The organism is Anaerostipes stercorihominis (assembly GCF_057535655.1).
Genome location: NZ_BAAJCL010000004.1, coordinates 104,937 through 126,710, shown reverse-complemented (window position 1 = coordinate 126,710; position 21,774 = coordinate 104,937). Strand labels below are relative to the sequence as shown.

The following is a 21,774-nucleotide window of genomic DNA, read 5'->3' as shown; positions in this document are numbered from 1 at the left end:
TTTGTTTGTGAGAAATCACAGACAGGATGAGGTGGTTTTTTCAATCTTTCTTAAGAATTATATAGCACTGAATAGGTTTTTGTAGCAATTTTTTCTGTAAAGGTAGTATCATGCTCTACGAAAATCATCGTTGGAGCAAAATCTAAAATCAGCTGTTCTATTTGGATTCTGGCAAAAACATCAATATAGTTTAACGGCTCATCCCAAACATAAAGGTGTGCCTGCTCACAGAGACTTTTTGCAAGTAAAACTTCCTTTTTTTGTCCACTGCTGAAAGAAGAGATATCTTTGTCAAACTGGATTCTGGAAAATCCTAATTTCCTTAAAATTGTTTTAAAAAGGCTTTCCTCAATCCCGGCTTCCAGAGCATATTCTGACAAATTTCCATGCAAAAAAGATGTATTCTGGGGAACATAAGAAATTTTTAGTCCGCCTCCCTTCCAAAAGGTTCCCTGAAAGGACAGGTCTTCTCCGCAAATGAGTTTAAGAATACTGGATTTTCCGGAGCCGTTTTTGCCCTGAAGAGCAATGCGGTCTCCATGATACAGGGAAAAGGAAATATTGTCACATACCGGGCGGGAGTCGTATAAAATGGAAACATCCTGTAAGAAAAGCAGTTTTGTACTGTGATAGGTACGCGGGTGCAGGGAAAGAGGCTGTGTCTGCTCAATATTTTTTAAAAGCCTTGATTTTTCCTGCGAGGCAGCTTGCCGGCGGTTTTCAATATTTTTTGAACGCTGCATCATTTTTGCTGAGCGGTGTCCGATAAATCCTTTATCCACCTTGGAACCGGAATTTTTTGAACCGTTTTTTGTTTTTTCAACCTGATCTGACCATTTTTTTGTACGCTTTGCAGCGTGGGAAAGCTGTTTGATTTCTTTTTTCAATTTTTCGTTTTGAGTTCGCTCAAAATGGTCCAGACGTTCTTTGTTTTCCTGCCAGGTAGAAAAATTTCCTTTTTGAATTTCAATATTACAGCGGTTGATGGAAAGCACATGATCAATGCATTCATCTAAAAGTACTCGATCATGGGAAATAAGGATAAACCCATTTTTTTTCTTTAAATAGTTTTTTATAGAATCCCGACCGGTAACATCCAGATGGTTTGTGGGTTCATCAATTAGGAGAAATCCATTGGAAATCAGAAACATTGCGGCAAGCAGCACTTTGGTTTGTTCTCCATTGGAAAGCGTTTCAAAGGGTTGATACAGAATCTGGCAATCTACATCCAGAAGATTGAGTTCACAAAAAATTTCCCAATCCATGGCATTGGGGCATATTTCCTGAATGATGTCCAATACCATTTGACTTGGGTTTTTTACGGTATAAGGAAAATACTCGAATGTCACATCCGAATAAATTTCACCACTGTATTTATATTTGCCAAGCAGTAACTTCAGAAAGGTAGTTTTTCCGCGTCCGTTTCTTCCGATGAAACCCAGGTTCCAACTGGTATCAATTCGTAAACTGGTATTGGAAAAAATCGGGTCATAACATTGATCGTATGAAAATGAAAGGTTTGAAACATGAATAAAAGACATTGCAATCATCTCCTTTTCAGAATAAGGCGGATCGTTACTATAGGAAAGTCAGAACTTTCCTAGTATTATAAATAAAAATGGCTGCAAGAAAAGTTCTTTCTTACAACCATTAGGGCATAACAATACAAATTTGAAAATCGAAAAAGAAATTGATATGCGCTGTTTTGTTTCTAAGAATTTTCACCTTTCCTGCAAGAAAGACATAACTGTACTGACAGCAAAATCTGCTGACTCAGGCATAGCTATGTTAAAAAATTTCTAACAAGAAAAAGTGAACATCTTATCATCTCCGATCTAAAAAACTGCTTTTAGTATATCAACAAGAAAAAGAGAAGTCAACATTTACAGAAACTAAAATACAATGATTTCCTGGTCATCTGGCACGATTAAATTTCCATTGTAAAATTGACGTCCTTCCTGTTGATAGGCTGTCTTTCTATGAGCTAAATTATGATCTTCCGTGTGCCATAGAACCAGATTTGGAATATGAAGGGAGGTGGCGAGTTCACAGGCATCTTTGACAGTACTGTGGTGTTTTTCATATGGCTTAAACTGATCTTTCTGACTGTAAAGACAGAATGCCTCGTGGAGCAGCCAGTCTGAATCCATGACAAACTCAAGCAGTCCGGAATGATACGGCTCATCTCCCGGGAAGGAAAGTTTTAATTGCTGCTCCATTATCATAGAGAAACCAAATTGCTTTTCTTTGGAAGAAGCAATATCAAAAAAGGTAATCTGATCGCCAAGAAGTTCCAAAGTTTCTTTATGATGAACAACATGAAATAAGATTCTTTCATCAAAGTGACGATAGAACTTTTTTCCCACAGTTAATTTCGTTAGCAGCTTGATTGTGTTTACCAGTTCCTCGTGACAATAGATATGAAGATTTCCTTCATAGGTGCCTTGATTGATTGAAGTGGCAATCATGCGGATGATCCAAACCATGCCTAAAATATGATCGTTATGTGCATGAGTGACAAAAATGTGATGAATCTGTTCCAATGAAATTTGTGCGGTATCGAGAGCAGTAAGAATGCCGTTTCCACCTCCTGCGTCTACAAGAAAATATTCATCTTGCTTTTTCATAGCGAAACAGGTGTTGTAACAGTGGATGGCCTGAGCATTTCCCGTACCTAAAACAATCAATTGATCCATAAGCTCTCCTTTGCTGTGCAATATTTTTTTGTTTTGTATATTATATAACATTTCCACGAATCGACAAATATTTTTTTTGATTTTCATTATGATGAAGAGGAGGAGGACTAGAGTATGGAAATCATTCGTAAAAAGGAAACAGAAGAACATCAATTATTTCAGGACTTTAATGAAATGATCCACTATAATATGAAAGAGATGCAGCAATGCTTGTTGACGGCGGGGAAATTATTTTGCAGTTATGATAAAGAGCTTCCCGAGGGAAAAAGTGGAAGAAAGGTCGTAGAAAGCGTAATTCTGAAAGAATGTGTAGGGTGCAGAGATCAAAAAGGCTGCCGTTTTACAGTGGAAGATAAGGATCGGCTGGGACAGCTGATGGAAGAACAGGGAGGATTGAGTCTTGCGGATGTAAGAAGCTGTCATTCCTGCAAGCGGGAACAGGATTTTGTGGAGGAAGCCAATCGGATTTATGAGCGGGAATTATTTTTTCGCGCGATGGAGCAGGGCATGGTTCAGATGCGCAGGATAGTAGGGCGTCAGTATATTGAAGCGGGGCAGATGCTGGGAGAATTTTCTGAGGGGAAATTTGGCATGTCATCCAGAGAAAATGCAGAACTTTATCAGAAAATTGTCAGGGGATTTTCACAGGTGCATATGAAAATCAAAGAAATTTATTTTTATGAGAATCGGGAAAAAGGAAAGCAGATTTATTTGTTTGTGAAGAAGAAAAAAGGAAGAGAAATTAGTGTCAGACAAGCGTCGATTTTATTGTCGGAACTATTGAAACGTAAAATGAATCCTCTTCCCAGTCAAAAGAAAATGATCGGAAGCAGATATGAAATGTTTGGTTTTACTTCCGCAGCAAAATTCCATGTATTGAGCGGAATTCGTTGTGCTTCCTGTGTTGAGGGGGAAAAGAACGGAGATAGCTTTTCCATGGGCAGAATTGGAGAGCGACGGTTTGTCTCGATGATTTCTGACGGTATGGGAACCGGAGAAGAAGCAAATCGAGAGAGCAAGCGCACCATTGAAATGCTGGAGGAGTTGTTGGAAGCGGGAATTGCTCAGGATCAGGCCATCGGGCTTTTGCAGTCTATTTTTTTGCCGCGTCCACAGAAGGAGCAGTATGCAACGCTGGATTATTTTCAGCTGGATTTGTTTGCAGGAGTGGGAACTTTTTTGAAAATCGGCGCATGTCCAAGCTTTTTGAAAAGGAGAGGGAAGACAGAAATCCTTGAAATGGAGGGCATGCCTGTGGGGGTAATGAAGGAGATGCCGCTTCCGTTCTGCAGGAAAAAATTCGAGAGTGAAGATTTGTTGATTCAAGTGAGTGACGGAGTCCTTGATTCAATTCCGGGGAATGGGATAGAGAGGATCGGGAAATACATAGAAGAAATTCAGGCAATTCGTCCCCAGGCGCTGGCAGACGAGCTATTCCATAAAATTGAGCATACAAAAGGCTATGAGAAAAAGGATGATATGACGATCCTTGTTTTGGGAATCTGGGATAAGTATTGAAGAAATCATGCGGGGATGATAAAGTGATACTATGAGAAAAGTAATCGAATCTATAAAAAATGAAAAGTTAATAGAAGAGGGAGAACATATCATCGTCGGTGTTTCGGGAGGAGCGGATTCTGTTTATCTTTTGCATGTATTGTGCAAATTAAGAAAACAAATGTCTTTGACCTTTACGGTAGTACACATTCATCATCAAATTCGTCCAGAATCTGTGGATGAAATGCGGTTTGTAGAGAAATTATGTGGACAGTTGGGGGTAAAGTGCAGAACTTTTTCGGTGGATGTGATGAACGTGGCAAGGAATCAACGGATTTCTTTGGAGGAGGCAGGAAGGAAGGTACGATATAAGATCTTTGATCAAGTGATGAGAGAAGAAAAAGGAACGAAAATTGCTGTGGCTCATCATCAGAATGATCAGGCAGAAACTCTTTTATTCCGGGCAGTGCGGGGAACCGGAATTTACGGTGCGGGAGCGATGAAGCCATTGGATGTACCGATTGTAAGACCTCTTTTGTGTATCAAGAAGCAGGAAATTCAGGATGAATTAAGACAAATGGATCAGATCTGGATGGAAGACGGCAGCAATCAGAAGAATGTCTTTGCAAGAAATCGGCTGAGAAATCAGGTGATTCCGCTGCTGGAAAAAGTAAACGATCAGGCAGTGGAGCATTTGGCATTTCTTGCAGAGGATCTTCGGGAAGCCGGAGAATATCTTATGAATCAGGTGCAGGATGTATTTGAGCGATTAGCACAGTCCACAGAGAGAGGATATCGAATCGACAGTGAAGCGCTTGCCGGAGAACATCCCTGGATGCAGAAACAAGTCATAAAGATGGGATTGGAGCGGCTGGCAGAACAAAAGAAAGATTTGGAAAAGCGGCATGTGCTGGATGTGTGGAAGCTGGCGGGGAAAGGGACCGGAAAGCGAATTTCTTTGCCATATGGAATGGTTGCTGAAAAAAGTTATCAGTTTCTGCTGCTTTTGAAATCCTCAGAGCTTTCCGAAGGAACAGGGGTGCTTTTTCAGGAAGAAATGACAGATTTTACAAATATCTCGGAAAAAGATTGTATCAAAATCGTTGATTATGATAAAATAGAAAATGATCTGCAATTACGCTGCCGCAGACCTGGGGATTTTTTCGTTTTTGGAAAAGAAGAGAAGAAAAAATTACTCAGTCGGTATTTTATTGATGAAAAGGTTCCGCGAGCTGTACGGGATACAATACCTCTCGTGGCAGACGGCAGCCATATTGTCTGGATTGTTGGCAGAAGAGTCAGCGATCATTATAAAATATCAGAGGAAACCAGTCGTTTTTTAAGGCTGGAATTCAAAAGAGAAGGAGATGAGTGTGATGGGAGAAATCAGAGTTATGATTTCAGAGGAAAAGGTGAATGAAAGAATTGCCCAGATGGGAGCACAGATCAGTAAGGATTATGCGGGAAAAGAAGTTCACTTGATTGCGATTTTAAAGGGAAGTGTATTTTTTGCCTGTGAGCTGGCAAAGAGGATTACAGTTCCTGTAACGATAGATTTTATGTCCGTATCCAGTTACGGAAATTCCAGAGAGTCATCAGGAATTGTGAAGATTGCAAAGGATTTAGATGAGCCGATTGCAGAAAAAGAAGTGTTAATTGTAGAAGATATTATTGATTCCGGAAAGACACTGAATCATTTGAAACCGATGCTTGAGAGCAGAGGTCCCGCATCTTTGAACCTGTGCACTTTGCTGAGCAAACCGGATCGCAGAGAAGTGGATGTTGAGGTGAAATATGTTGGTTTTGAAGTACCAGATGAATTTGTGGTAGGATATGGACTGGATTATGCGCAAAAATACCGTAATCTTCCTTATATTGGAGTAGCGGAAGAATAGAGAGGAGACAAGATTTTGAACTCAAAGAGAAGCAGCAACGGATTTCTGTTGGTTATACTTTTGCTGGTGATTGGAATTTATTATTTTATGAGTATGTTTCAATCCGGATCAGGAGATTATTCCTACCAGCAGTTTTTAAAGGATGCAAAGGCAGGAAATGTGAAACAAGTAACCATTGAGCAGAATAAAGAAGTACCGACAGGAACGGTTACCGCAGATTATGGCGGAGATGATTATAAGACCTGTGAAGTGACGGATGTAAATCAGGCAATTGAGGAGATTAAGAAAGCAGATCCGGATCTTGAGAAAAATCTGAAGATTAAGGGAATTGATCACAGCGGAGAAATGATTTCCAATTTGGTTGGAATTATTCTGCCAATTGGTGTTGTCGTGTTCTTTATGGTAATGATGATGCGCCAAAATGGAGGCGGAGGCGGCAAGATGATGGACTTTGGAAAGAGTCGAGCCAAGCTTGCCGATCCACGAGGAAAAAAAGTTACGTTTCAGGATGTTGCGGGATTGACAGAGGAGAAAGAAGAACTGGAAGAAGTCGTAGAGTTCTTAAAGAATCCGGGTAAATTTGTGAAGATCGGAGCCAGAATACCAAAGGGAATCCTTTTGGTCGGACCTCCGGGAACAGGAAAGACTCTTCTTGCGAAAGCTGTGGCAGGAGAAGCGAATGTACCGTTTTTCAGTATTTCCGGATCAGACTTTGTGGAGATGTTTGTGGGAGTAGGAGCGGCGCGTGTCCGCGATCTGTTTGAGGACGCAAAACGTCATGCTCCATGTATTGTTTTTATTGATGAGATTGATGCAGTGGCAAGAAGAAGAGGTTCCGGACTGGGTGGAGGTCACGACGAGAGAGAACAGACCTTAAACCAGATGCTGGTTGAGATGGACGGTTTTGGTGTCAATCAGGGGATTATTGTAGTTGCGGCAACCAACCGTGTAGATATTCTGGACTCTGCCATTCTGAGACCGGGACGTTTTGACCGAAAAGTGGGTGTCGGACGTCCGGATGTGAAAGGTCGCGAGGAAATTTTGAAAATACATTGTCGGGAAAAACCTTTGGGCGATGATGTGGATCTTCATGATATTGCGAGAACAACTGCGGGATTTGTCGGCGCAGATCTTGAAAATCTGATGAATGAGGCAGCGATACAGGCAGCCAAGGAGGATCGGGCGTATATCGTCAAAGAAGATATTGATAAGTCTTTTATTAAAGTGGGAATCGGAACAGAGAAAAAGAGCCGGGTTGTACCGGAGAGCGAGCGAAGAATTACTGCGTATCACGAATCCGGTCATGCAATTTTATTCCATTTGCTCCCTGATGTGGGACCGGTCTATACGGTTTCCATTATTCCGACCGGTACAGGAGCTGCGGGCTATACAATGCCGCTTCCGGAGAATGATAATGTTTTTATGACACGCGGAAAGATGATTCAGGATATTATGGTCAGTCTTGGAGGAAGAATCGCAGAGGAGTTAATTTTAGATGATATTACAACGGGAGCTTCGCAGGATATTAAGCAGGTAACACAGTATGCAAGAGCCATGGTTACAAAATTTGGTATGTCAGATGAGCTTGGACTGATTAACTATGACAGCGGAGAACCGGATGAGGTATTTTTAGGAAAAGAGATTGGGCAGCAGCGTCCGTTTGGAGAAAATACACAGACAATCATTGATCAGGAAGTGAAACGTATTGTAAATCAGTGTTATCAGGATGCAAAAGCGATGATTAAAGAGCATATGGAGGTACTGCATAAGTGTGCAGCGCTTCTGTTAGAGAAAGAACGAATTAATCGTACGGAATTTGAGGCATTGTTTGAAGAGAAAGTAGATCTTTCAAAAAATATGGAAGAAAACTAAAAAAACGCTTGCAATTTATCTGACAATCACGTATAATCTCTAATTGTCAGGTAATTGCTTGGTGGGATTCCCGAGTGGCCAAAGGGGGCAGACTGTAAATCTGTTGGCACCGCCTTCGAAGGTTCGAATCCTTCTCCCACCATTTTGCCGCAGTGGCGGAACTGGCAGACGCGCAGGACTTAAAATCCTGTTCGAGTTAAATCGAGTACCGGTTCGATTCCGGTCTGCGGCATTTGTGTGAAGTGCTTTAAACCTTTGTAAACAGAGGGTTTGAAGCATTTTTTTTCATTTCTTTTTTCTTTTAATCTGTTTTTTAAAATTAATTTATCATCCATTTAAAATAACCCCATACAAAATTTATAAAAAAAGTAAATGGAAAGGAAAAGAAAGACGATTCCGAAAACCCCTGTCCGTTTATTTCTAAGGTGAATTCCTTCATAGACAAAACCGAGTCCGGACATACAAAATAGGATGGATATAATATCTGCAGGTGATTGTGCGTTGAAAGCTTTAAGATCATAATCAGGATACCAAGGATTACAACACCCCATCCGCTGAAAGCGTCCCGGTGAATTCGGATATCCTTCTCACGCTCGTCTTGAATCATATTTTCTTTTTTGCTGTTTTTCCATTCTGGACCAGTTAAGGAAGCCGTAAATGTCATTTCCGAAAAAGATTACAAAACAGAGCACCACGGAAAGGAAAGATAAGATGAGTTCTTAAGCGCTGCCAAAGCCCATAGAAGGATCAGCACAAGATCATTGGCTGCATAGGCAGCGGCATAAAAAGGACTTCTGAAAAAAGTTAAAGATACTGCCAGAAAGCTGGTGTCAACAGAGATGGTACTGGGAAGTAGATTGGCGGTGTGCACAGCGTCTAATATAAAATAAAAAGCAAAAGTCACAGCTGAAGTAAGGATTGTGCAGCCATGAAAAAAGAGAGAAGACAGCCATGGGTGCGGTCATGCCGAGATACGTAATCATTTCACCATAATAAGAAAAGGAGAATGAAATGATTCCATAGAAAACACTAAAGACAACCATGAGGAATTGTCCGAAAGGATTCCCTTTTATACAGAAAATTAACGATACAGCTCCGATAAACGATGCTGTCAGAGTAAGGTGATTTTCCCGATCAAAAAGAAAAAAAGGAAGTTGTTTTGTTGTTCATGATATAAAAATACCTCCAAAAAAAGAAGCATCCATGACACATCTTCAAAGACCTAATGATGTGAGATGAATGCAGCTGCATTTCCTACCCGGTGGCAGATAATTTCTTCTGAAATTGACAGAATTTAGCGTAGCAGAACTATAGATAGAGGTCAATATAATGTATGCAGAATTCTTTTGATTTTATAAAAACCTGTGCTACAATAAAGTTGTGACGTTGAGAGACAAAGCCGGGAGAGTGAAGTTATGATAAAAATTCATTACAGAGAATTAAAGGATGGAACACTTGAGCTTTTAAGATGCTTTGGGAAGGAGGATATATTGATTCTTCCCAATGAGATTGAGGGAAAGCCGATAACTAGAATTGGAGATTATGCATTCTCGTCTTTTAAGAAAAAAGAGGAAGAGGCAAAAGTTTTTCAGGAGGAGAAAGGAATTCTGGAAGAAGATTGCGTTGATCTGCTGTGCGGTGATAAAGTCCGTGAGATATATCTTCCGGTGAAAACAACAGAGATTGGCAAATACGCATTTTACGGGTGTGTGAACATGGAAGTACTGGGTTTTTCCGAGGCATTGCAGAGGACTGGAACGGGAATTTTTACGGGGTGTAAGTTAAAAAAGATTGTCCTTCATCTTCATCAGGGGAAGAAAAGCGCCCTCAGAGACATTGTACAGGATACCAGATATTTGTTAGAGGCAGAGATTCATTTCATGGAGTTGGGAAAGAAAGCGCATCTGGTGTTTCCGGAGTATTATGAGGAGGCTGTGGAGAACACGCCGGCAAGAATCATAGAGAATCACTTTCATGGAACAGGGTATCCTTACCGTCAGTGCTTTTTTCGCGGAGAAATTGATTATCGGAAGTACGATGATTTATTTCCTGTGGCGGCAGTACAGGAGGCTTCCCGGATTGTGTGGAAAATTTTAACTGCGAGGATGCTTTATCCGGTGAATATGACAGAGTATGCGTGGATGCAGTATGAGGGATATGTGAAAGAGCATCAGGCGGAAATGATGGAATATCTGGGAGAGCGGGAAAGAATGCCTTTTTTGCGGCTGTGCTCTAAGGAAAATTTTTTTACGGAAGAAGGCATTCGTTCCTCCATTGCATGGGCATCTGCCGAGGAGGAAATGGAGATTTTAAGTTTTTTGATGAATGAACAACACCAAAGATTTCCCCAAAAGAGGAAAACGTTTGAATTATAAAAGGGTGGCAGCATGGAACAAAATTTGAAAGAGCGATTGAATCAGATTGGGAACAGAATACTCGGAACAACCCGAAATGAATTGTATATTCATATGAGATTTCTGGATGTAGCGTTAAGCAGTTTTAATTATGTGATAGATCCGACCATTGATACAGTGGCAACGGACGGACGAAGCATTTTTTTTCATCCGGCGTGGCTGGGGGGACTGTATCGTCAGAGCAGAGTCGGTACAAACCGTGCATATCTTCATATGGTGATGCACTGCCTTTTGCATCATGTGACAAGGCGGAAAAACAGAGAAAAGCAGCTGTGGAATTTATCCTGTGATATTGCCGCAGAATCCATTTTAGATGGCTGGTTTTTAAAATGTATTCATAAGCCGCAGACCAGACTTCGGAAAGATATATATGCAGGTCTTGAAAAAGATTTGAAAGTACTGACGGCAGAAGGAATCTATCGTCAAATCGTGAAATGGAGGTTGGAAGAAGAAAAAATACAGGAACTTCGTCGGGAGTTTTATGTGGACAGCCACCAGTATTGGCCGGAGGATCCCGGACAACAGCTACATCAGGAGATTGAGAATCGATGGAAAAACATCAGTGAAACATCAGAAACAGATATGGAGACTTTTTCCGGTGAGGAATCCAGGCAGGCAGGAGGTCTGATCGGGCAGATTCGGGTAGAGAACAGAGAGCGGTATGATTATCGCAGCTTTTTAAGAAAATTTGCAGTGATGCGAGAAGAAATCAGTGTAGATCCCGAAACTTTTGACTACAATTTTTATAGCTATGGACTGTCCATGTATGGCAATATGCCGTTGATTGAACCACAGGAGTGGAGAGAAGTAAAAAAAGTGGAGGAGTTTGTGATTGTCATTGACACGTCGATGTCATGTTCCGGAGAATTGGTAAAGAAATTTTTAGAAGAAACCTATGACGTTTTGACGCAAGAAGAGAGTTTCTTTCGCAAAGTCAATATTCATATGATTCAGTGTGATGATACGGTGCAAAATGACCGGAAAATAACAGATGAAAAGGAATTAAAAGCGTATATGGAACATTTGGATTTGATCGGGGAAGGAGGAACCGACTTCCGTCCTGCCTTTGAATATGTGAATCAAATGATCGAAACAGGGGAGTTTTACAATCTGAAAGGATTGGTTTATTTTACGGATGGAAAAGGAACTTATCCGCAGAAAATGCCGCCGTATGAAACCGCGTTTATTTTTATGCAGGAAGAATATGAGGACGTGGATGTTCCGGCGTGGGCAGTGAAATTGATTGTAGACGCAGAGGATTTGAAAGAAGGAGAAAAGGATGAATATTAAAAGAGCAAAACAGGAAATTAAAGACTCAATTGAGGCATATTTAAAAAAAGATTCTTATGGGGAATATGAAATTCCATCCATCCGGCAGAGACCGATTCTGCTGATGGGACCTCCTGGCATTGGAAAAACTCAGATTATGGAACAGATTGCAAGAGAATGTGAAATTGGACTGGTTGCCTATACCATCACCCATCACACCAGACAAAGTGCCGTCGGGCTTCCGTTTATCCGGGAAAAAGAATACGGAGGCACAAAGTATTCCGTTACGGAGTATACGATGAGTGAGATTCTTGCCACAGTCTATGAAAAAATTGAGAAAACAGGACATCAGGAAGGAATTTTATTTATTGATGAGATTAATTGTGTTTCTGAAACGCTTGCGCCGACAATGCTGCAATTTTTGCAGAACAAGATGTTTGGAAATCAGCGGGTTCCGGAAGGCTGGATGATTGTAGCAGCCGGAAATCCTCCAGAGTACAATAAGTCTGTTCGGGAATTTGATGTGGTAACGTTAGACCGGATGAAGAAAATAGATGTGGAGCCGGATTATGAAGTCTGGAAAGAATATGCCTATCGGGTGGGAATTCACGGAGCAATTCTTTCCTATTTGGAAATTAAAAAAGAATGTTTTTATCGAATGGAGACAACGGTAGATGGAAAAGCTTTTGTGACTGCCAGAGGCTGGGAGGATCTGTCTCAGCTGATGAAAATCTATGAAAAACTTGGAAAGAAAATCGACCGGGAAGTTACGTTTCAGTACCTTCAGCACAGCAAAATAGCAAAAGATTTTTCAAATTATTATGAATTGTACAAAAAATATAAAGAAGATTATAAAATTGAAGGAATCTTAAAAGGACAATTTTCACAGGAAACCATAGGAAAATTGAAATTTGCGTCATTCGATGAAACATTAAGCATTGTGGGGCTGTTAAATGCAAAGCTTTCAGAGATGTTTTATGATTGCTGGAAAAAGGATGCTTTTGTGACAGAATTGTTTGGTTGGTTAAAGCAAGTGAAGGAAGGAAAATCTCTGGAACAGGTGATACAGGAGGCCAAAGCAATCTTGGAACAAAAGAAAAAGGAAGAAAAACTAGGAATGGAGGAAAAACAGATATGTTTGGAGGTTCTTTCCTGTCTGGAAGCCTATCACACTTTGACAAAACAAGAAGCTGCGGAAGGTCTGGAACTGTTTGACAGGATTCGAGAGAAATTTGCAGAAGAGACCCAGAAACGGGAGGCGCTTCTGGACCAGACGGATCGGGCACTCACGCATGCCTTTGAGTTTATGGAACAGGCATTCGGAGAAAGTCAGGAGATGGTTGTCTTTGTGACAGAATTAAATGTGAATTATTTTAGTGTATGGTATCTTCAGGAAAATCAATGCGACAAATATTTTCAGTATAACAAAGGCCTTCTGTTTGATGAACAGCAGCAAAGTATTTTATCAGAGCTGGATGAGTTGGAGAAAAGCTTCTGAAATTGAGAAACTCAAAAAGCATCGGTTCATGATTTTTTTGTGTAATATTGAATATTCATGTAAATAAATTTTTTTAAGTTATCCCGGAAATCTATTTCCGGGATTTTCATATTTAGATTCTGAATTGCCTGTTCGACCAGAGGGTTTTTCTGGCAGGAACACTGCAGACCTGTTGCATGATAATAGACGGACAGCAGCAGATCATAGGCATCTTTCGGGGGAATTCTTAAATTTTGACTGAGGCGCTGGGAGATTTCCTCGGCCCGCACATAATAGTTTCTTTTAAATTCCGGTCCATACTTGTGCGTAGACTTCTGTACTGTAATTGCATTCCGGTGGGAAAGCAGATAAAAGCGCATCGAAGTACAGATTCATCTTATCACTGCACAGCTGGCTGTGGAAAAAATTAAAAATTAATGTTGACAGCAACAGAGAAATGAGGTAAAATAATCCTTGTTCTCAAGAAGAACAGATATAAGCGATAGTGGCGTAGTTGGTAACGCGCGACCTTGCCAAGGTCGAGACCGCGGGTTCGAGCCCCGTCTATCGCTTTTTTTGTTGCCTTTTAGAAATAGCTTAAAATGGTTATTTTTAGGAGGCTTTCTTTTTTTCTCCGACCAATATTTTTACAATGGTTAAAGTTTTTGGTTAAAGTCCTAAAATATCTTATCTGCGTAGTCCGTTACCGCCTTTGCGGATTGCCTGCGCTGGATGTGGGCATAGGAATGATAAACAGATTATCCTTCAAGTAGGAGGTGGCAAAAATGGCAAACGATTTCAAATCATTACAGACCAGAAAAGTATTGAAAAATATGATGGAAGTTAAATGTATTTTGCATCGCCAATCGACTATGACAAAGTAATCAAAAAAATTCCGTATGGTAAAGGGATTACCGTTGGGAAAATACGAGAATACTTTCCAAAATTAAGAAAATTGGAAATTGAGAGAGGGTACTGATATGAAAATGAAAGAAATCAAAGAGAATAAAAAACAATTTCTTCCCTTGTTGTTAGCCGATGAACAATGTATGTATTAGACGATTAGGGGATTAAATGTGAGTGTATCGTAACTGATGAGGGGAAATATGATTTATTTGCAGAAAAAAATATAAATCCGGGTTTGCTGGCAGAGAAATTAAAATATTTACGAACAAAAATGAAGATTCACAGAAGCAGCTTTTTGTTTCATAAGGACACAGGCACATTTCATGGAAGAAAATGTGCCTGTATAAAAAATGAAATATTCTTTATATCTGTTTTCCACAATATCGGTAGAATGCCAGAAGGTATAAACCGCAGATGCCAACCAGATCATAGATGATTCGTGTTACAACGGTCATTTCTCCAAAGAGAAAAGCAACCAGATCAAAACGGAAAAATCCAATGAGCCCCCAGTTGATCGCTCCGATAATTACAATCGTAAGCGCGGTACAATCTAAAAATTTGTTTCCCATAAAATCCTCCTTGTTATTTAAGAGTACACCTGCAATCTTGTCGCAGGTGATATAAAGAATACTTAAGATAGTATTCGTTGCAAGTAATCAAACTATACATTTTAGCAAGAAATTTATGAAATTAATTTTAGGGACCAAGACACTTCATTGCCTTTTTTTGGAAGAGAGAGTATAATAAGAACAAAATATATGAGAAACAATGGATCACCAGAAAATCAGCGGCCATGAAGGAGGAATGGAAATGAAAGTTATTTTTCTGGATGTGGATGGAGTATTAAATTCTCAGAGTTTATTTGAAAAATGTAAAGAAGAGCTGGTACCCATTGATGAAGAGAATATTAAATATTTGAAACAAATTGTGGATGCAACCGGAGCCAGCATTGTACTTTCATCTTCCTGGCGATATGGATGGACAAAACACAGCGACAATGTACAGGACTGGTGCAGACTTTTGGTGGATACTCTGAAGAAATATCAATTGAGAATTATTGATAAAACGGAGTATTTGAGCAATGGAAGACGGGAAGATGAGATTAAGGACTGGCTGGAAAAAAGTTCGGAACCGGTGGAGAATTTTGTAATATTGGATGATGGGGATTATGATTGGCGTAGACATGGATATGAAAAATATTTGGTCAAGACAGACTTTTGTACCGGAGGATTACAGAGGGAGCATGCAGAACGAGCAATTAGTATTTTAAAAAAACCTCCTTTTTGGAAATTTTGGAAACGATGGAAATCAGAAAATCGGTGATTAAAAATAGGAGGAGTGGAGTTCACAAAATTTTTTCAAAAAATGACTTGTCAATTGTTCTTGAATATGGTAAAGTATAGAAGTCGCAGAGATGCGGGGAAAGAAGACAAAGATTGACACTTTCCAGTTGAAAAGCCCAGATAGCTCAGTCGGTAGAGCAGAGGACTGAAAATCCTCGTGTCGCTGGTTCGATTCCGGCTCTGGGCATGATATGCGGGTGTAGTTCAATGGTAGAACTCCAGCCTTCCAAGCTGATCACGTGGGTTCGATTCCCATCACCCGCTTGTGAAGAAGAATGTTTATGTCATTCTTCTTTTTTTGATAATTAGAGAATTCTTCACTTTCCTATAGAATAGACGAAGTTTTGTTTTATTCTATAGGAATTTTTTGTATAATAAGGATGAAGAAATACGAAGAAAAGGAGAAAAAAGATGGATTATAATCAGTTGGCGCTGGAAATGCACGAAAAAAATAAAGGAAAAATTGGAGTTCGTTCAAAGGTAGCAGTAAAAACCAGAGACGATTTAAGTACGGCTTATACGCCGGGAGTTGCAGAACCATGCCGTAAAATTCGAGATCACAAAGATGATGTGTATCGTTATACTGCAAAAGGCAATTTGGTCGCTGTGGTATCGGATGGAACTGCGGTTTTGGGGTTGGGAGATATTGGACCGGAGGCAGCGATGCCGGTGATGGAAGGAAAGGCATTATTATTTAAAGAGTTTGCAGACATTGACGCGTTTCCGATCTGTTTGGATACAAAGGATACAGAAGAGATTATACAGACAGTAAAAAATATTGCGCCGTGCTTTGGAGGAATCAACCTAGAGGACATTTCCGCACCGAGATGTTTTGAGATTGAGAGAAGGCTGAAAGAAGAACTGGATATTCCGGTGTTTCATGATGATCAACATGGAACGGCAATTGTTGTGGCAGCGGGACTTTTGAATGCGTTAAAATTGGTTGGGAAAACGATGGAAGAAGCAGAAATTGTGATTAATGGGGCCGGGTCTGCCGGTATTTCCATTTGCAGACTTCTTCTCCAATTCGGAGCAGGCAATGTTGTTCTGGTAGACCAAAAAGGTGCTCTTTGTCCGGGAGAAGAATGGATGAATCCTGCACAGAGAGAGATGGCGGAAATTACCAATAAAGAAAAACAAAGAGGTCTTTTGCCTGAAATTATAAAGGGGAAAGATGTATTCATTGGGGTTTCGGCACCGAAGATTGTTACATCAGATATGGTTTCTGACATGGCAGACGATGCAATTATTTTTGCAATGGCAAATCCAACTCCTGAAATTATGCCGGAAGAAGCTAAAAAAGGAGGAGCAAGAGTTATCGCAACCGGACGTTCCGATTTTCCAAATCAGATTAACAATGTTCTTGTATTTCCGGGAATTTTCAGAGGCGCTTTGGATGCCAGAGCCGGACAGATCACAGAAGCGATGAAAATGGCTGCGGCAAGAGCGATTGCCGGAATCATCGGTGATGATGAACTAAGTGAAGAATATGTTATTCCCGGAGCTTTCGATGAGAGAGTATGCAGGGCAGTTGCAGAGGCGGTTGCAGAAGAAAGTCGAAAATAGTGATTTGTATGAAAATTAAATACGTTTAAAAAGGTGAAAAGTTTGTTCATACAAAGCTTTTTTATGATATAATGCAAGAAATAAAAAAGAGCTAAGGAGAATTTAATGAAAACAAGTGGAATTTTGTTACCAGTTTTTAGTTTGCCGTCATCTTATGGGATTGGATGTTTTTCCAAAGAAGCGTATCAATTTGTCGATTTTTTGTCAGAAGCCGGACAACAGTATTGGCAAATTTTACCTTTGGGAACGATTGGTGCAGGAAATTCTCCTTATCTTTCATTTTCCAGCCATGCAGGTAGCACACTCTATATAGATTTAGAGCAGCTTCAAAAAGAAGGGCTGCTGACCCAGCAGGAGCTTGATCCGTATCAAGAGGAGAATACCGGAAAGGTGGATTATGATGCAGTGCGTGAAAGTCGGCATAAGCTGCTTCGCAAGGCATATCTCAGATTTTCACCGGATCAGGATTACGAAACGTTCAAAGAGAAGAATCAGGAGTGGCTGGATGAATATGTGTCTTATATGAAAAAGCGAAAAGAGCTGGACAGCGGGGGCTATTTTCGCTTTTGTCAATATTATTTTCAGAAGCAGTGGCTGTCACTGAAAGCGTATGCGAATAAAAAGGGAATTAAGATTATCGGAGATTTACCGTTTTATGTAGCATTGGAGGGAACCGCATTTACGCATCATAAGGAGTTATTTAAAGTAAATGAAAAGGGAGAACCAAAGGTTGTCGGAGGGTGTCCTCCGGATGCCTTTGCGGAAGACGGACAGATTTGGTCAAATCCGGTTTATGATTGGGAATATCACAAAAGCACCGGATATCGCTGGTGGATGAATCGTCTTCGTTACAATTTCCTGTTATATGACGTCCTGCGTCTGGATCATTTCCGGGGATTTGACGAATACTTTGAAATCCCGGCGGAAGACCAGACAGCAGTGGGCGGACACTGGCAGAAGGGGCCGGGACAGGAGTTTTTTCATGCGATGAAGAAAGAGCTGGGAAACCGGGAAGTTATAGCAGAGGATTTGGGATTTTTAACTCCGAGCGTATTTGAGCTTTTGAAAGAGACAGGGTATCCTGGGATGAAAGTTCTGGAATTTGCCTTTGGCGCGTGGGATGACAGCATCTACCTGCCTCACAAATATGAAGAAAATTGTGTCGTTTATACCGGAACTCATGATAATGATACGGTGGTTGGATGGTACGAGACATTGTCCGAGGAAGATCGGGCGTTTTTGGAGCACTATTTGTCCCACAGCACCATTGAGAGAACGGGAACCGTTCATCTTGACTTAATTTCACTGGCATTGGAAAGCCGCGGAAACATGGTGGTGATCCCATTGCAGGATTATCTTGGTTTAGGAAGTGAGGCAAGAATCAATACACCTTCAACGGTGGGAGATAACTGGGAGTGGAGAGTCAAAGAAGAACAATTGGACGATGAATTGAAAAAGTTAATTCTCAGATTAACGACAAAATATCGAACCATTTCGGAGGACAAATGTAAAAAAGAAGCTGTTGAGAAGCGTGAAGAATAATGTGAAAAAGAATAATCGCCGGAAGTGCTAAAAGGCACATTCCGGGATGGTAAGCAGTCGCCGGAGGCTTGGGTAAGCCCGGATTTTGGATCATCGCTATTACAAAAAGAAAAACGTGCCATGGCGGAGTCTGTAGGAAGGCTTTTTGTCATGGCACGTTTTATATCCTATGGGCAGTCATAACTGCAAAATGCTTTGGAGCGCAGGATATTTGTATACGAAATAATACCACAAAGGGATGTTTTTATCTTGCGTTTTGACGGTGCGGGTGCTATAGTACGAGGTGGATGGTATTCTTGGAAGAAATCATACCGACAAACACTGGAACATCACCGCACGAAAGCAGGTGATATTGTATGAAAGTAGGATTTATCGGAGCCGGAAAAGTGGGCTGCTCTCTTGGAGATTACTTTATACATCATAACATACCCGTTGCCGGGTTTTACAGCCGCACACAAGCTCAGGCATGTGAAGCGCAGAAACAAACACAAAGAAGTTATGTAGCATCCATTGATAAATTATTAACGATGAGTGATGTTCTGTTTTTAACGGTACCGGACGATTCAATTGAAGAAGTCTGGGAACAGGTCAAACCCTTTCCTTTAAAGGGAAAGTATATCTGTCATTGCAGCGGATCTTTGAGTTCTGCTGTTCTTTCTGGAATTGAAGAAACCGGAGCATACGGTTATTCTATTCATCCAATGTTTCCATTTAAGAGTAAAAAAACTGCATATGAAGATCTAGAGCAGGCATTGTTTACCGTAGAAGGGGACCAAAATCATGAAGAACCGATCCGGCAGCTGTTGTCTTTATGTGGGAATTCTGTTGTTTCCATTGAAAAAAAGGACAAGCCGAAATACCATGCGGCTGCGGTGTTTTCATCCAATTTGATGGTTGGTCTTATGAGAGAGTCTGTAAGTCTGTTAATGGAATGTGGATTTGATGGCTCCCAAGCCCTGGCAGCTTTAAAGCCTCTGGCACTGCAGAATCTTGAAAATATTTTTCAAGTGGGACCGGAGGCGGCGCTCACCGGACCGGTGGAGCGGCATGACGTTGAGACCATAAAAAAACATCTGGAAGTTCTCGGAGAACAAGAAAAAGAAACCTATTGCGTTCTTACGAGAGAAATCATTCAGATTGCAGAAGAGCGACATCCTGAAACAAATTATGCAGATATGAAACAGGTATTGGAGGAAGAAAAATGAAGGTTACAGTAAGTACATTGCAAAAAATGAAGGATAACAAAGAGAAAATTTCAATGTTAACCGCGTATGATTATTCTACAGCAAAACTGTTTGATGAGAGTGGAATTCATACAATGCTGGTGGGGGATTCTCTGGGGATGACGATGCTCGGATATGATTCCACGATCCCGGTTACGGTGGAGGACATGATTCACCACGGGGCTGCAGTGGTAAGAGGAGCCAAAGAGGCTTTAATTGTTGTTGATATGCCGTTTTTATCCTATCATACTTCAGTATATGATGCTGTTGTAAATGCCGGAAGAATTATGAAAGAAACAGGATGTACGGCGGTGAAATTAGAAGGCGGAAAAGATGTCTGCCCGCAAATTGAGGCGATAGTGAAAGCACAGATTCCGGTCTGCGCGCATATTGGGCTGACTCCTCAGTCTGTGAATGCATTTGGTGGATTTCGAGTTCAGGGAAAAAGTGAAGAAGCAGCAAAAGAATTAATTGAGGCAGCGCTGGCGGTAGAAAAAGCGGGAGCTTTTATGGTCGTTTTAGAAGGAATTCCGGCTAAATTGGCGTCTGTTATTACGTCGAAGCTGCATATTCCAACCATTGGGATCGGGGCAGGGGCAGACTGCGACGGTCAGGTGCTGGTATATCAGGACATGCTGGCGATGTATGGAAACTTTGTTCCTAAATTTGTAAAGCAATTTGCACAGGTTGGAACAGCAATGAAAGAAGCGGTTGCAGATTATATGAAAGAGGTTCAGGACGGAACGTTCCCGGCAAAAGAACACACATACGCAATTGATGATGATATTATAGAGAAATTGTATTAAACAGGAGCGGATTATGAAGATCGTTGAAACAATCAAAGAAGTACGAGAACAGGTAAAAGATTGGAAAATGCAGGGACTCACTGTCGGATTGGTACCTACCATGGGATATCTTCATGAAGGACACCAAAGCCTGATGGAAGCGGCAAGAAAAGACAATGATAAGGTGGTTGTCAGTATTTTTGTAAACCCGATGCAGTTTGGACCGACGGAGGATCTTGCTCAATATCCAAGAGACTTAGAGCATGATGCGGCATTGTGTGAGAAAACAGGCGTGGATCTGATTTTCCATCCGGAACCGGAGGAAATGTATGAGAAAGATTTCTGTTCTTTTGTGGATATGACAGGTTTAACCGAAGGATTATGTGGAAAAACAAGACCGATTCATTTTCGGGGAGTTTGTACGGTTGTAAATAAGTTATTTCATATTGTCACGCCGGATCGCGCTTATTTTGGACAGAAAGACGCACAACAGCTGGCAGTGATCAGACGCATGGTCCGAGATTTGAATATGGATATTCAAATCGTAGGCTGTCCGATTGTAAGAGAAGAAGATGGATTGGCAAAAAGTTCCAGAAATACTTACTTGTCAAAGGAAGAAAGAAAAGCGGCGCTGATTCTTTCAAAGACCATTGCGCTGGGAAGAGAGCTGGCAGAAACTCAGAAAGATGCAGCAAAGGTTCTTCAGGCAATGAGAGAGAAGCTTGAGACGGAGCCTCTGGCAAAGATTGATTATGTAGAAGCTGTGGATGCATTTTCCATGCAGCCTGTGGATGAGCTTCGGGGAGAATGTATGCTTGCGATGGCTGTATATATCGGAAAGACAAGATTAATTGACAATACATTAATTCATCAATAGGAGAGAAGAGAACAATGAAGGTTAGCATGTTAAAAGGGAAAATCCACAGAGCAACTGTAAAACAGGCAGAGCTTGATTATGTGGGAAGCATTACTGTAGATCCGGTACTATTAGAAGCCGCAGGGATTCTTGAATATGAACATGTACATATTGTGGATGTGAATAACGGAAGCCGTTTTGAAACGTATACAATTCCGGGAGAAGCGGGAAGCGGGATGATTTGTCTGAATGGTCCGGCGGCAAGATGTGTGGCAACCGGAGATAAAATTATTATCATTGCCTATGCAGATATGACATTGGAGGAAGCCCGGACGTTTGAACCAAAGGTGGTTTTTGTGGATGAGGAGAATCATATTTCACGCTGCACCAATTATGAGAGACACGGACGATTAGAAGATATGTAGGAGAAAAC

19 protein-coding genes and 5 tRNA genes are annotated in these 21,774 nt (G+C 40.9%); 19 read left to right on the top strand and 5 right to left on the bottom strand.

Annotated elements, in window-relative coordinates:
• Positions 1-50 precede the first annotated feature (50 nt).
• Together abc-f and AC27EF_RS06140 are read right to left on the bottom strand one after the other, a co-directional pair.
• Positions 51-1,541: a ribosomal protection-like ABC-F family protein gene (gene abc-f, locus AC27EF_RS06145; protein WP_487109608.1), complete on the bottom strand. Its 1,491-nt coding sequence runs from the start codon at positions 1,539-1,541 to the stop codon at positions 51-53.
• 351 nt (positions 1,542-1,892) lie between these two features.
• Complete coding sequence (locus tag AC27EF_RS06140) at positions 1,893-2,696, bottom strand: MBL fold metallo-hydrolase (protein WP_487109607.1); 804 nt, start codon at positions 2,694-2,696, stop codon at positions 1,893-1,895.
• Positions 2,697-2,810: 114 nt separating this feature from the next.
• Here AC27EF_RS06140 and AC27EF_RS06135 point away from each other — a divergent pair, with 114 nt between their 5' ends.
• From AC27EF_RS06135 to AC27EF_RS06110, 6 genes are all read left to right on the top strand, one after another.
• Complete coding sequence (locus AC27EF_RS06135; RefSeq protein ID WP_487109606.1) at positions 2,811-4,214, top strand: SpoIIE family protein phosphatase; 1,404 nt, start codon at positions 2,811-2,813, stop codon at positions 4,212-4,214.
• Between the two features lie 31 nt (positions 4,215-4,245).
• Positions 4,246-5,613 (top strand): tRNA lysidine(34) synthetase TilS, encoded by a 1,368-nt coding sequence (tilS, locus tag AC27EF_RS06130; RefSeq protein WP_487109604.1) that lies wholly within the window; start codon positions 4,246-4,248, stop codon positions 5,611-5,613.
• Positions 5,570-6,088, top strand: coding sequence for a hypoxanthine phosphoribosyltransferase (gene hpt / locus AC27EF_RS06125; protein WP_487109603.1), 519 nt, complete (start codon positions 5,570-5,572; stop codon positions 6,086-6,088). The genes tilS and hpt overlap by 44 nt, the downstream gene beginning before the upstream one ends.
• 15 nt (positions 6,089-6,103) lie before the next feature.
• Complete coding sequence (gene ftsH / locus AC27EF_RS06120; protein ID WP_487109601.1) at positions 6,104-7,960, top strand: ATP-dependent zinc metalloprotease FtsH; 1,857 nt, start codon at positions 6,104-6,106, stop codon at positions 7,958-7,960.
• Positions 7,961-8,020: 60 nt separating this feature from the next.
• Positions 8,021-8,102: transfer RNA gene (locus AC27EF_RS06115), tRNA-Tyr, on the top strand.
• A gap of 4 nt (positions 8,103-8,106) precedes the next feature.
• A tRNA-Leu gene (locus AC27EF_RS06110) sits at positions 8,107-8,192 on the top strand.
• 598 nt (positions 8,193-8,790) lie between these two features.
• Here AC27EF_RS06110 and AC27EF_RS06105 read toward each other — a convergent pair.
• Positions 8,791-9,033, bottom strand: a complete 243-nt coding sequence (locus AC27EF_RS06105; RefSeq protein WP_487109791.1) for a hypothetical protein — start codon at positions 9,031-9,033, stop codon at positions 8,791-8,793.
• A 342-nt stretch (positions 9,034-9,375) separates the two neighbouring features.
• On the opposite strand from AC27EF_RS06105, the gene AC27EF_RS06100 reads away from it, so the two are divergent.
• From AC27EF_RS06100 to AC27EF_RS06090, 3 genes are read left to right on the top strand one after another with little or no spacing between them, the layout of a single operon-like run.
• Positions 9,376-10,335 carry a leucine-rich repeat protein gene (locus tag AC27EF_RS06100; RefSeq protein WP_487109600.1) on the top strand — a complete coding sequence of 320 codons (960 nt, stop codon included), beginning with the start codon at positions 9,376-9,378 and terminating at the stop codon, positions 10,333-10,335.
• A 12-nt stretch (positions 10,336-10,347) separates the two neighbouring features.
• On the top strand, positions 10,348-11,664 hold the full coding sequence (locus tag AC27EF_RS06095; RefSeq protein ID WP_487109599.1) for a vWA domain-containing protein: 1,317 nt from the start codon (positions 10,348-10,350) through the stop codon (positions 11,662-11,664).
• Positions 11,654-13,141: an AAA family ATPase gene (locus tag AC27EF_RS06090; protein ID WP_487109598.1), complete on the top strand. Its 1,488-nt coding sequence runs from the start codon at positions 11,654-11,656 to the stop codon at positions 13,139-13,141. The genes AC27EF_RS06095 and AC27EF_RS06090 overlap by 11 nt, the downstream gene beginning before the upstream one ends.
• 26 nt (positions 13,142-13,167) lie before the next feature.
• On the opposite strand, the gene AC27EF_RS06085 is transcribed toward AC27EF_RS06090, so the two are convergent.
• On the bottom strand, positions 13,168-13,500 hold the full coding sequence (locus AC27EF_RS06085) for a hypothetical protein (protein ID WP_487109596.1): 333 nt from the start codon (positions 13,498-13,500) through the stop codon (positions 13,168-13,170).
• 119 nt (positions 13,501-13,619) lie between these two features.
• On the opposite strand from AC27EF_RS06085, the gene AC27EF_RS06080 reads away from it, so the two are divergent.
• A tRNA-Gly gene (locus tag AC27EF_RS06080) sits at positions 13,620-13,692 on the top strand.
• A gap of 696 nt (positions 13,693-14,388) precedes the next feature.
• On the opposite strand, the gene AC27EF_RS06075 is transcribed toward AC27EF_RS06080, so the two are convergent.
• Entirely contained in the window at positions 14,389-14,595 is a 207-nt protein-coding gene (locus AC27EF_RS06075) for a DUF378 domain-containing protein (RefSeq protein ID WP_487109594.1), read from the bottom strand.
• 241 nt (positions 14,596-14,836) lie between these two features.
• On the opposite strand from AC27EF_RS06075, the gene AC27EF_RS06070 reads away from it, so the two are divergent.
• The 9 genes from AC27EF_RS06070 to panD all read left to right on the top strand — a co-directional run bounded on the left by AC27EF_RS06070 (position 14,837) and on the right by panD (position 21,766).
• A complete protein-coding gene (locus AC27EF_RS06070; RefSeq protein WP_487109593.1) occupies positions 14,837-15,349 on the top strand; it encodes an HAD domain-containing protein in 513 nt (170 codons plus the stop codon).
• Between the two features lie 134 nt (positions 15,350-15,483).
• A tRNA-Phe gene (locus tag AC27EF_RS06065) sits at positions 15,484-15,556 on the top strand.
• A 6-nt stretch (positions 15,557-15,562) separates the two neighbouring features.
• Positions 15,563-15,633: transfer RNA gene (locus AC27EF_RS06060), tRNA-Gly, on the top strand.
• Positions 15,634-15,780: 147 nt separating this feature from the next.
• Positions 15,781-16,935 (top strand): NAD(P)-dependent malic enzyme, encoded by a 1,155-nt coding sequence (locus tag AC27EF_RS06055; protein WP_487109591.1) that lies wholly within the window; start codon positions 15,781-15,783, stop codon positions 16,933-16,935.
• A 105-nt stretch (positions 16,936-17,040) separates the two neighbouring features.
• The gene (malQ, locus tag AC27EF_RS06050) at positions 17,041-18,477 is read left to right on the top strand and encodes a 4-alpha-glucanotransferase (protein WP_487109590.1); all 1,437 of its coding nucleotides are present in this window, start codon (positions 17,041-17,043) and stop codon (positions 18,475-18,477) included.
• Between the two features lie 356 nt (positions 18,478-18,833).
• Positions 18,834-19,682 (top strand): Rossmann-like and DUF2520 domain-containing protein, encoded by an 849-nt coding sequence (locus tag AC27EF_RS06045; RefSeq protein ID WP_487109589.1) that lies wholly within the window; start codon positions 18,834-18,836, stop codon positions 19,680-19,682.
• Positions 19,679-20,506, top strand: a complete 828-nt coding sequence (panB, locus tag AC27EF_RS06040; RefSeq protein WP_487109588.1) for a 3-methyl-2-oxobutanoate hydroxymethyltransferase — start codon at positions 19,679-19,681, stop codon at positions 20,504-20,506. The genes AC27EF_RS06045 and panB overlap by 4 nt, the downstream gene beginning before the upstream one ends.
• Before the next feature lie 13 nt (positions 20,507-20,519).
• A complete protein-coding gene (panC, locus tag AC27EF_RS06035) occupies positions 20,520-21,362 on the top strand; it encodes a pantoate--beta-alanine ligase (RefSeq protein WP_487109586.1) in 843 nt (280 codons plus the stop codon).
• Positions 21,363-21,376: 14 nt separating this feature from the next.
• Positions 21,377-21,766 (top strand): aspartate 1-decarboxylase, encoded by a 390-nt coding sequence (gene panD, locus AC27EF_RS06030; RefSeq protein WP_487109585.1) that lies wholly within the window; start codon positions 21,377-21,379, stop codon positions 21,764-21,766.
• The last annotated feature ends 8 nt before the right edge of the window (positions 21,767-21,774 follow it).

Bases quoted from the DNA above. Each gene is read 5' to 3' on its own strand.
- malQ (WP_487109590.1), top strand. From the start codon at position 17,041: ATGAAAACAAGTGGAATTTTGTTACCAGTTTTTAGTTTGCCGTCATCT.
- tilS (WP_487109604.1), top strand. From the start codon at position 4,246: ATGAGAAAAGTAATCGAATCTATAAAAAATGAAAAGTTAATAGAAGAG.
- abc-f (WP_487109608.1), bottom strand. From the start codon at position 1,541: ATGTCTTTTATTCATGTTTCAAACCTTTCATTTTCATACGATCAATGT.
- hpt (WP_487109603.1), top strand. From the start codon at position 5,570: ATGGGAGAAATCAGAGTTATGATTTCAGAGGAAAAGGTGAATGAAAGA.
- AC27EF_RS06045 (WP_487109589.1), top strand. From the start codon at position 18,834: ATGAAAGTAGGATTTATCGGAGCCGGAAAAGTGGGCTGCTCTCTTGGA.
- AC27EF_RS06090 (WP_487109598.1), top strand. From the start codon at position 11,654: ATGAATATTAAAAGAGCAAAACAGGAAATTAAAGACTCAATTGAGGCA.
- AC27EF_RS06095 (WP_487109599.1), top strand. From the start codon at position 10,348: ATGGAACAAAATTTGAAAGAGCGATTGAATCAGATTGGGAACAGAATA.
- AC27EF_RS06085 (WP_487109596.1), bottom strand. From the start codon at position 13,500: ATGCGCTTTTATCTGCTTTCCCACCGGAATGCAATTACAGTACAGAAG.
- panC (WP_487109586.1), top strand. From the start codon at position 20,520: ATGAAGATCGTTGAAACAATCAAAGAAGTACGAGAACAGGTAAAAGAT.
- AC27EF_RS06075 (WP_487109594.1), bottom strand. From the start codon at position 14,595: ATGGGAAACAAATTTTTAGATTGTACCGCGCTTACGATTGTAATTATC.
- AC27EF_RS06140 (WP_487109607.1), bottom strand. From the start codon at position 2,696: ATGGATCAATTGATTGTTTTAGGTACGGGAAATGCTCAGGCCATCCAC.
- panB (WP_487109588.1), top strand. From the start codon at position 19,679: ATGAAGGTTACAGTAAGTACATTGCAAAAAATGAAGGATAACAAAGAG.
- AC27EF_RS06135 (WP_487109606.1), top strand. From the start codon at position 2,811: ATGGAAATCATTCGTAAAAAGGAAACAGAAGAACATCAATTATTTCAG.
- panD (WP_487109585.1), top strand. From the start codon at position 21,377: ATGAAGGTTAGCATGTTAAAAGGGAAAATCCACAGAGCAACTGTAAAA.
- AC27EF_RS06100 (WP_487109600.1), top strand. From the start codon at position 9,376: ATGATAAAAATTCATTACAGAGAATTAAAGGATGGAACACTTGAGCTT.
- AC27EF_RS06055 (WP_487109591.1), top strand. From the start codon at position 15,781: ATGGATTATAATCAGTTGGCGCTGGAAATGCACGAAAAAAATAAAGGA.
- AC27EF_RS06070 (WP_487109593.1), top strand. From the start codon at position 14,837: ATGAAAGTTATTTTTCTGGATGTGGATGGAGTATTAAATTCTCAGAGT.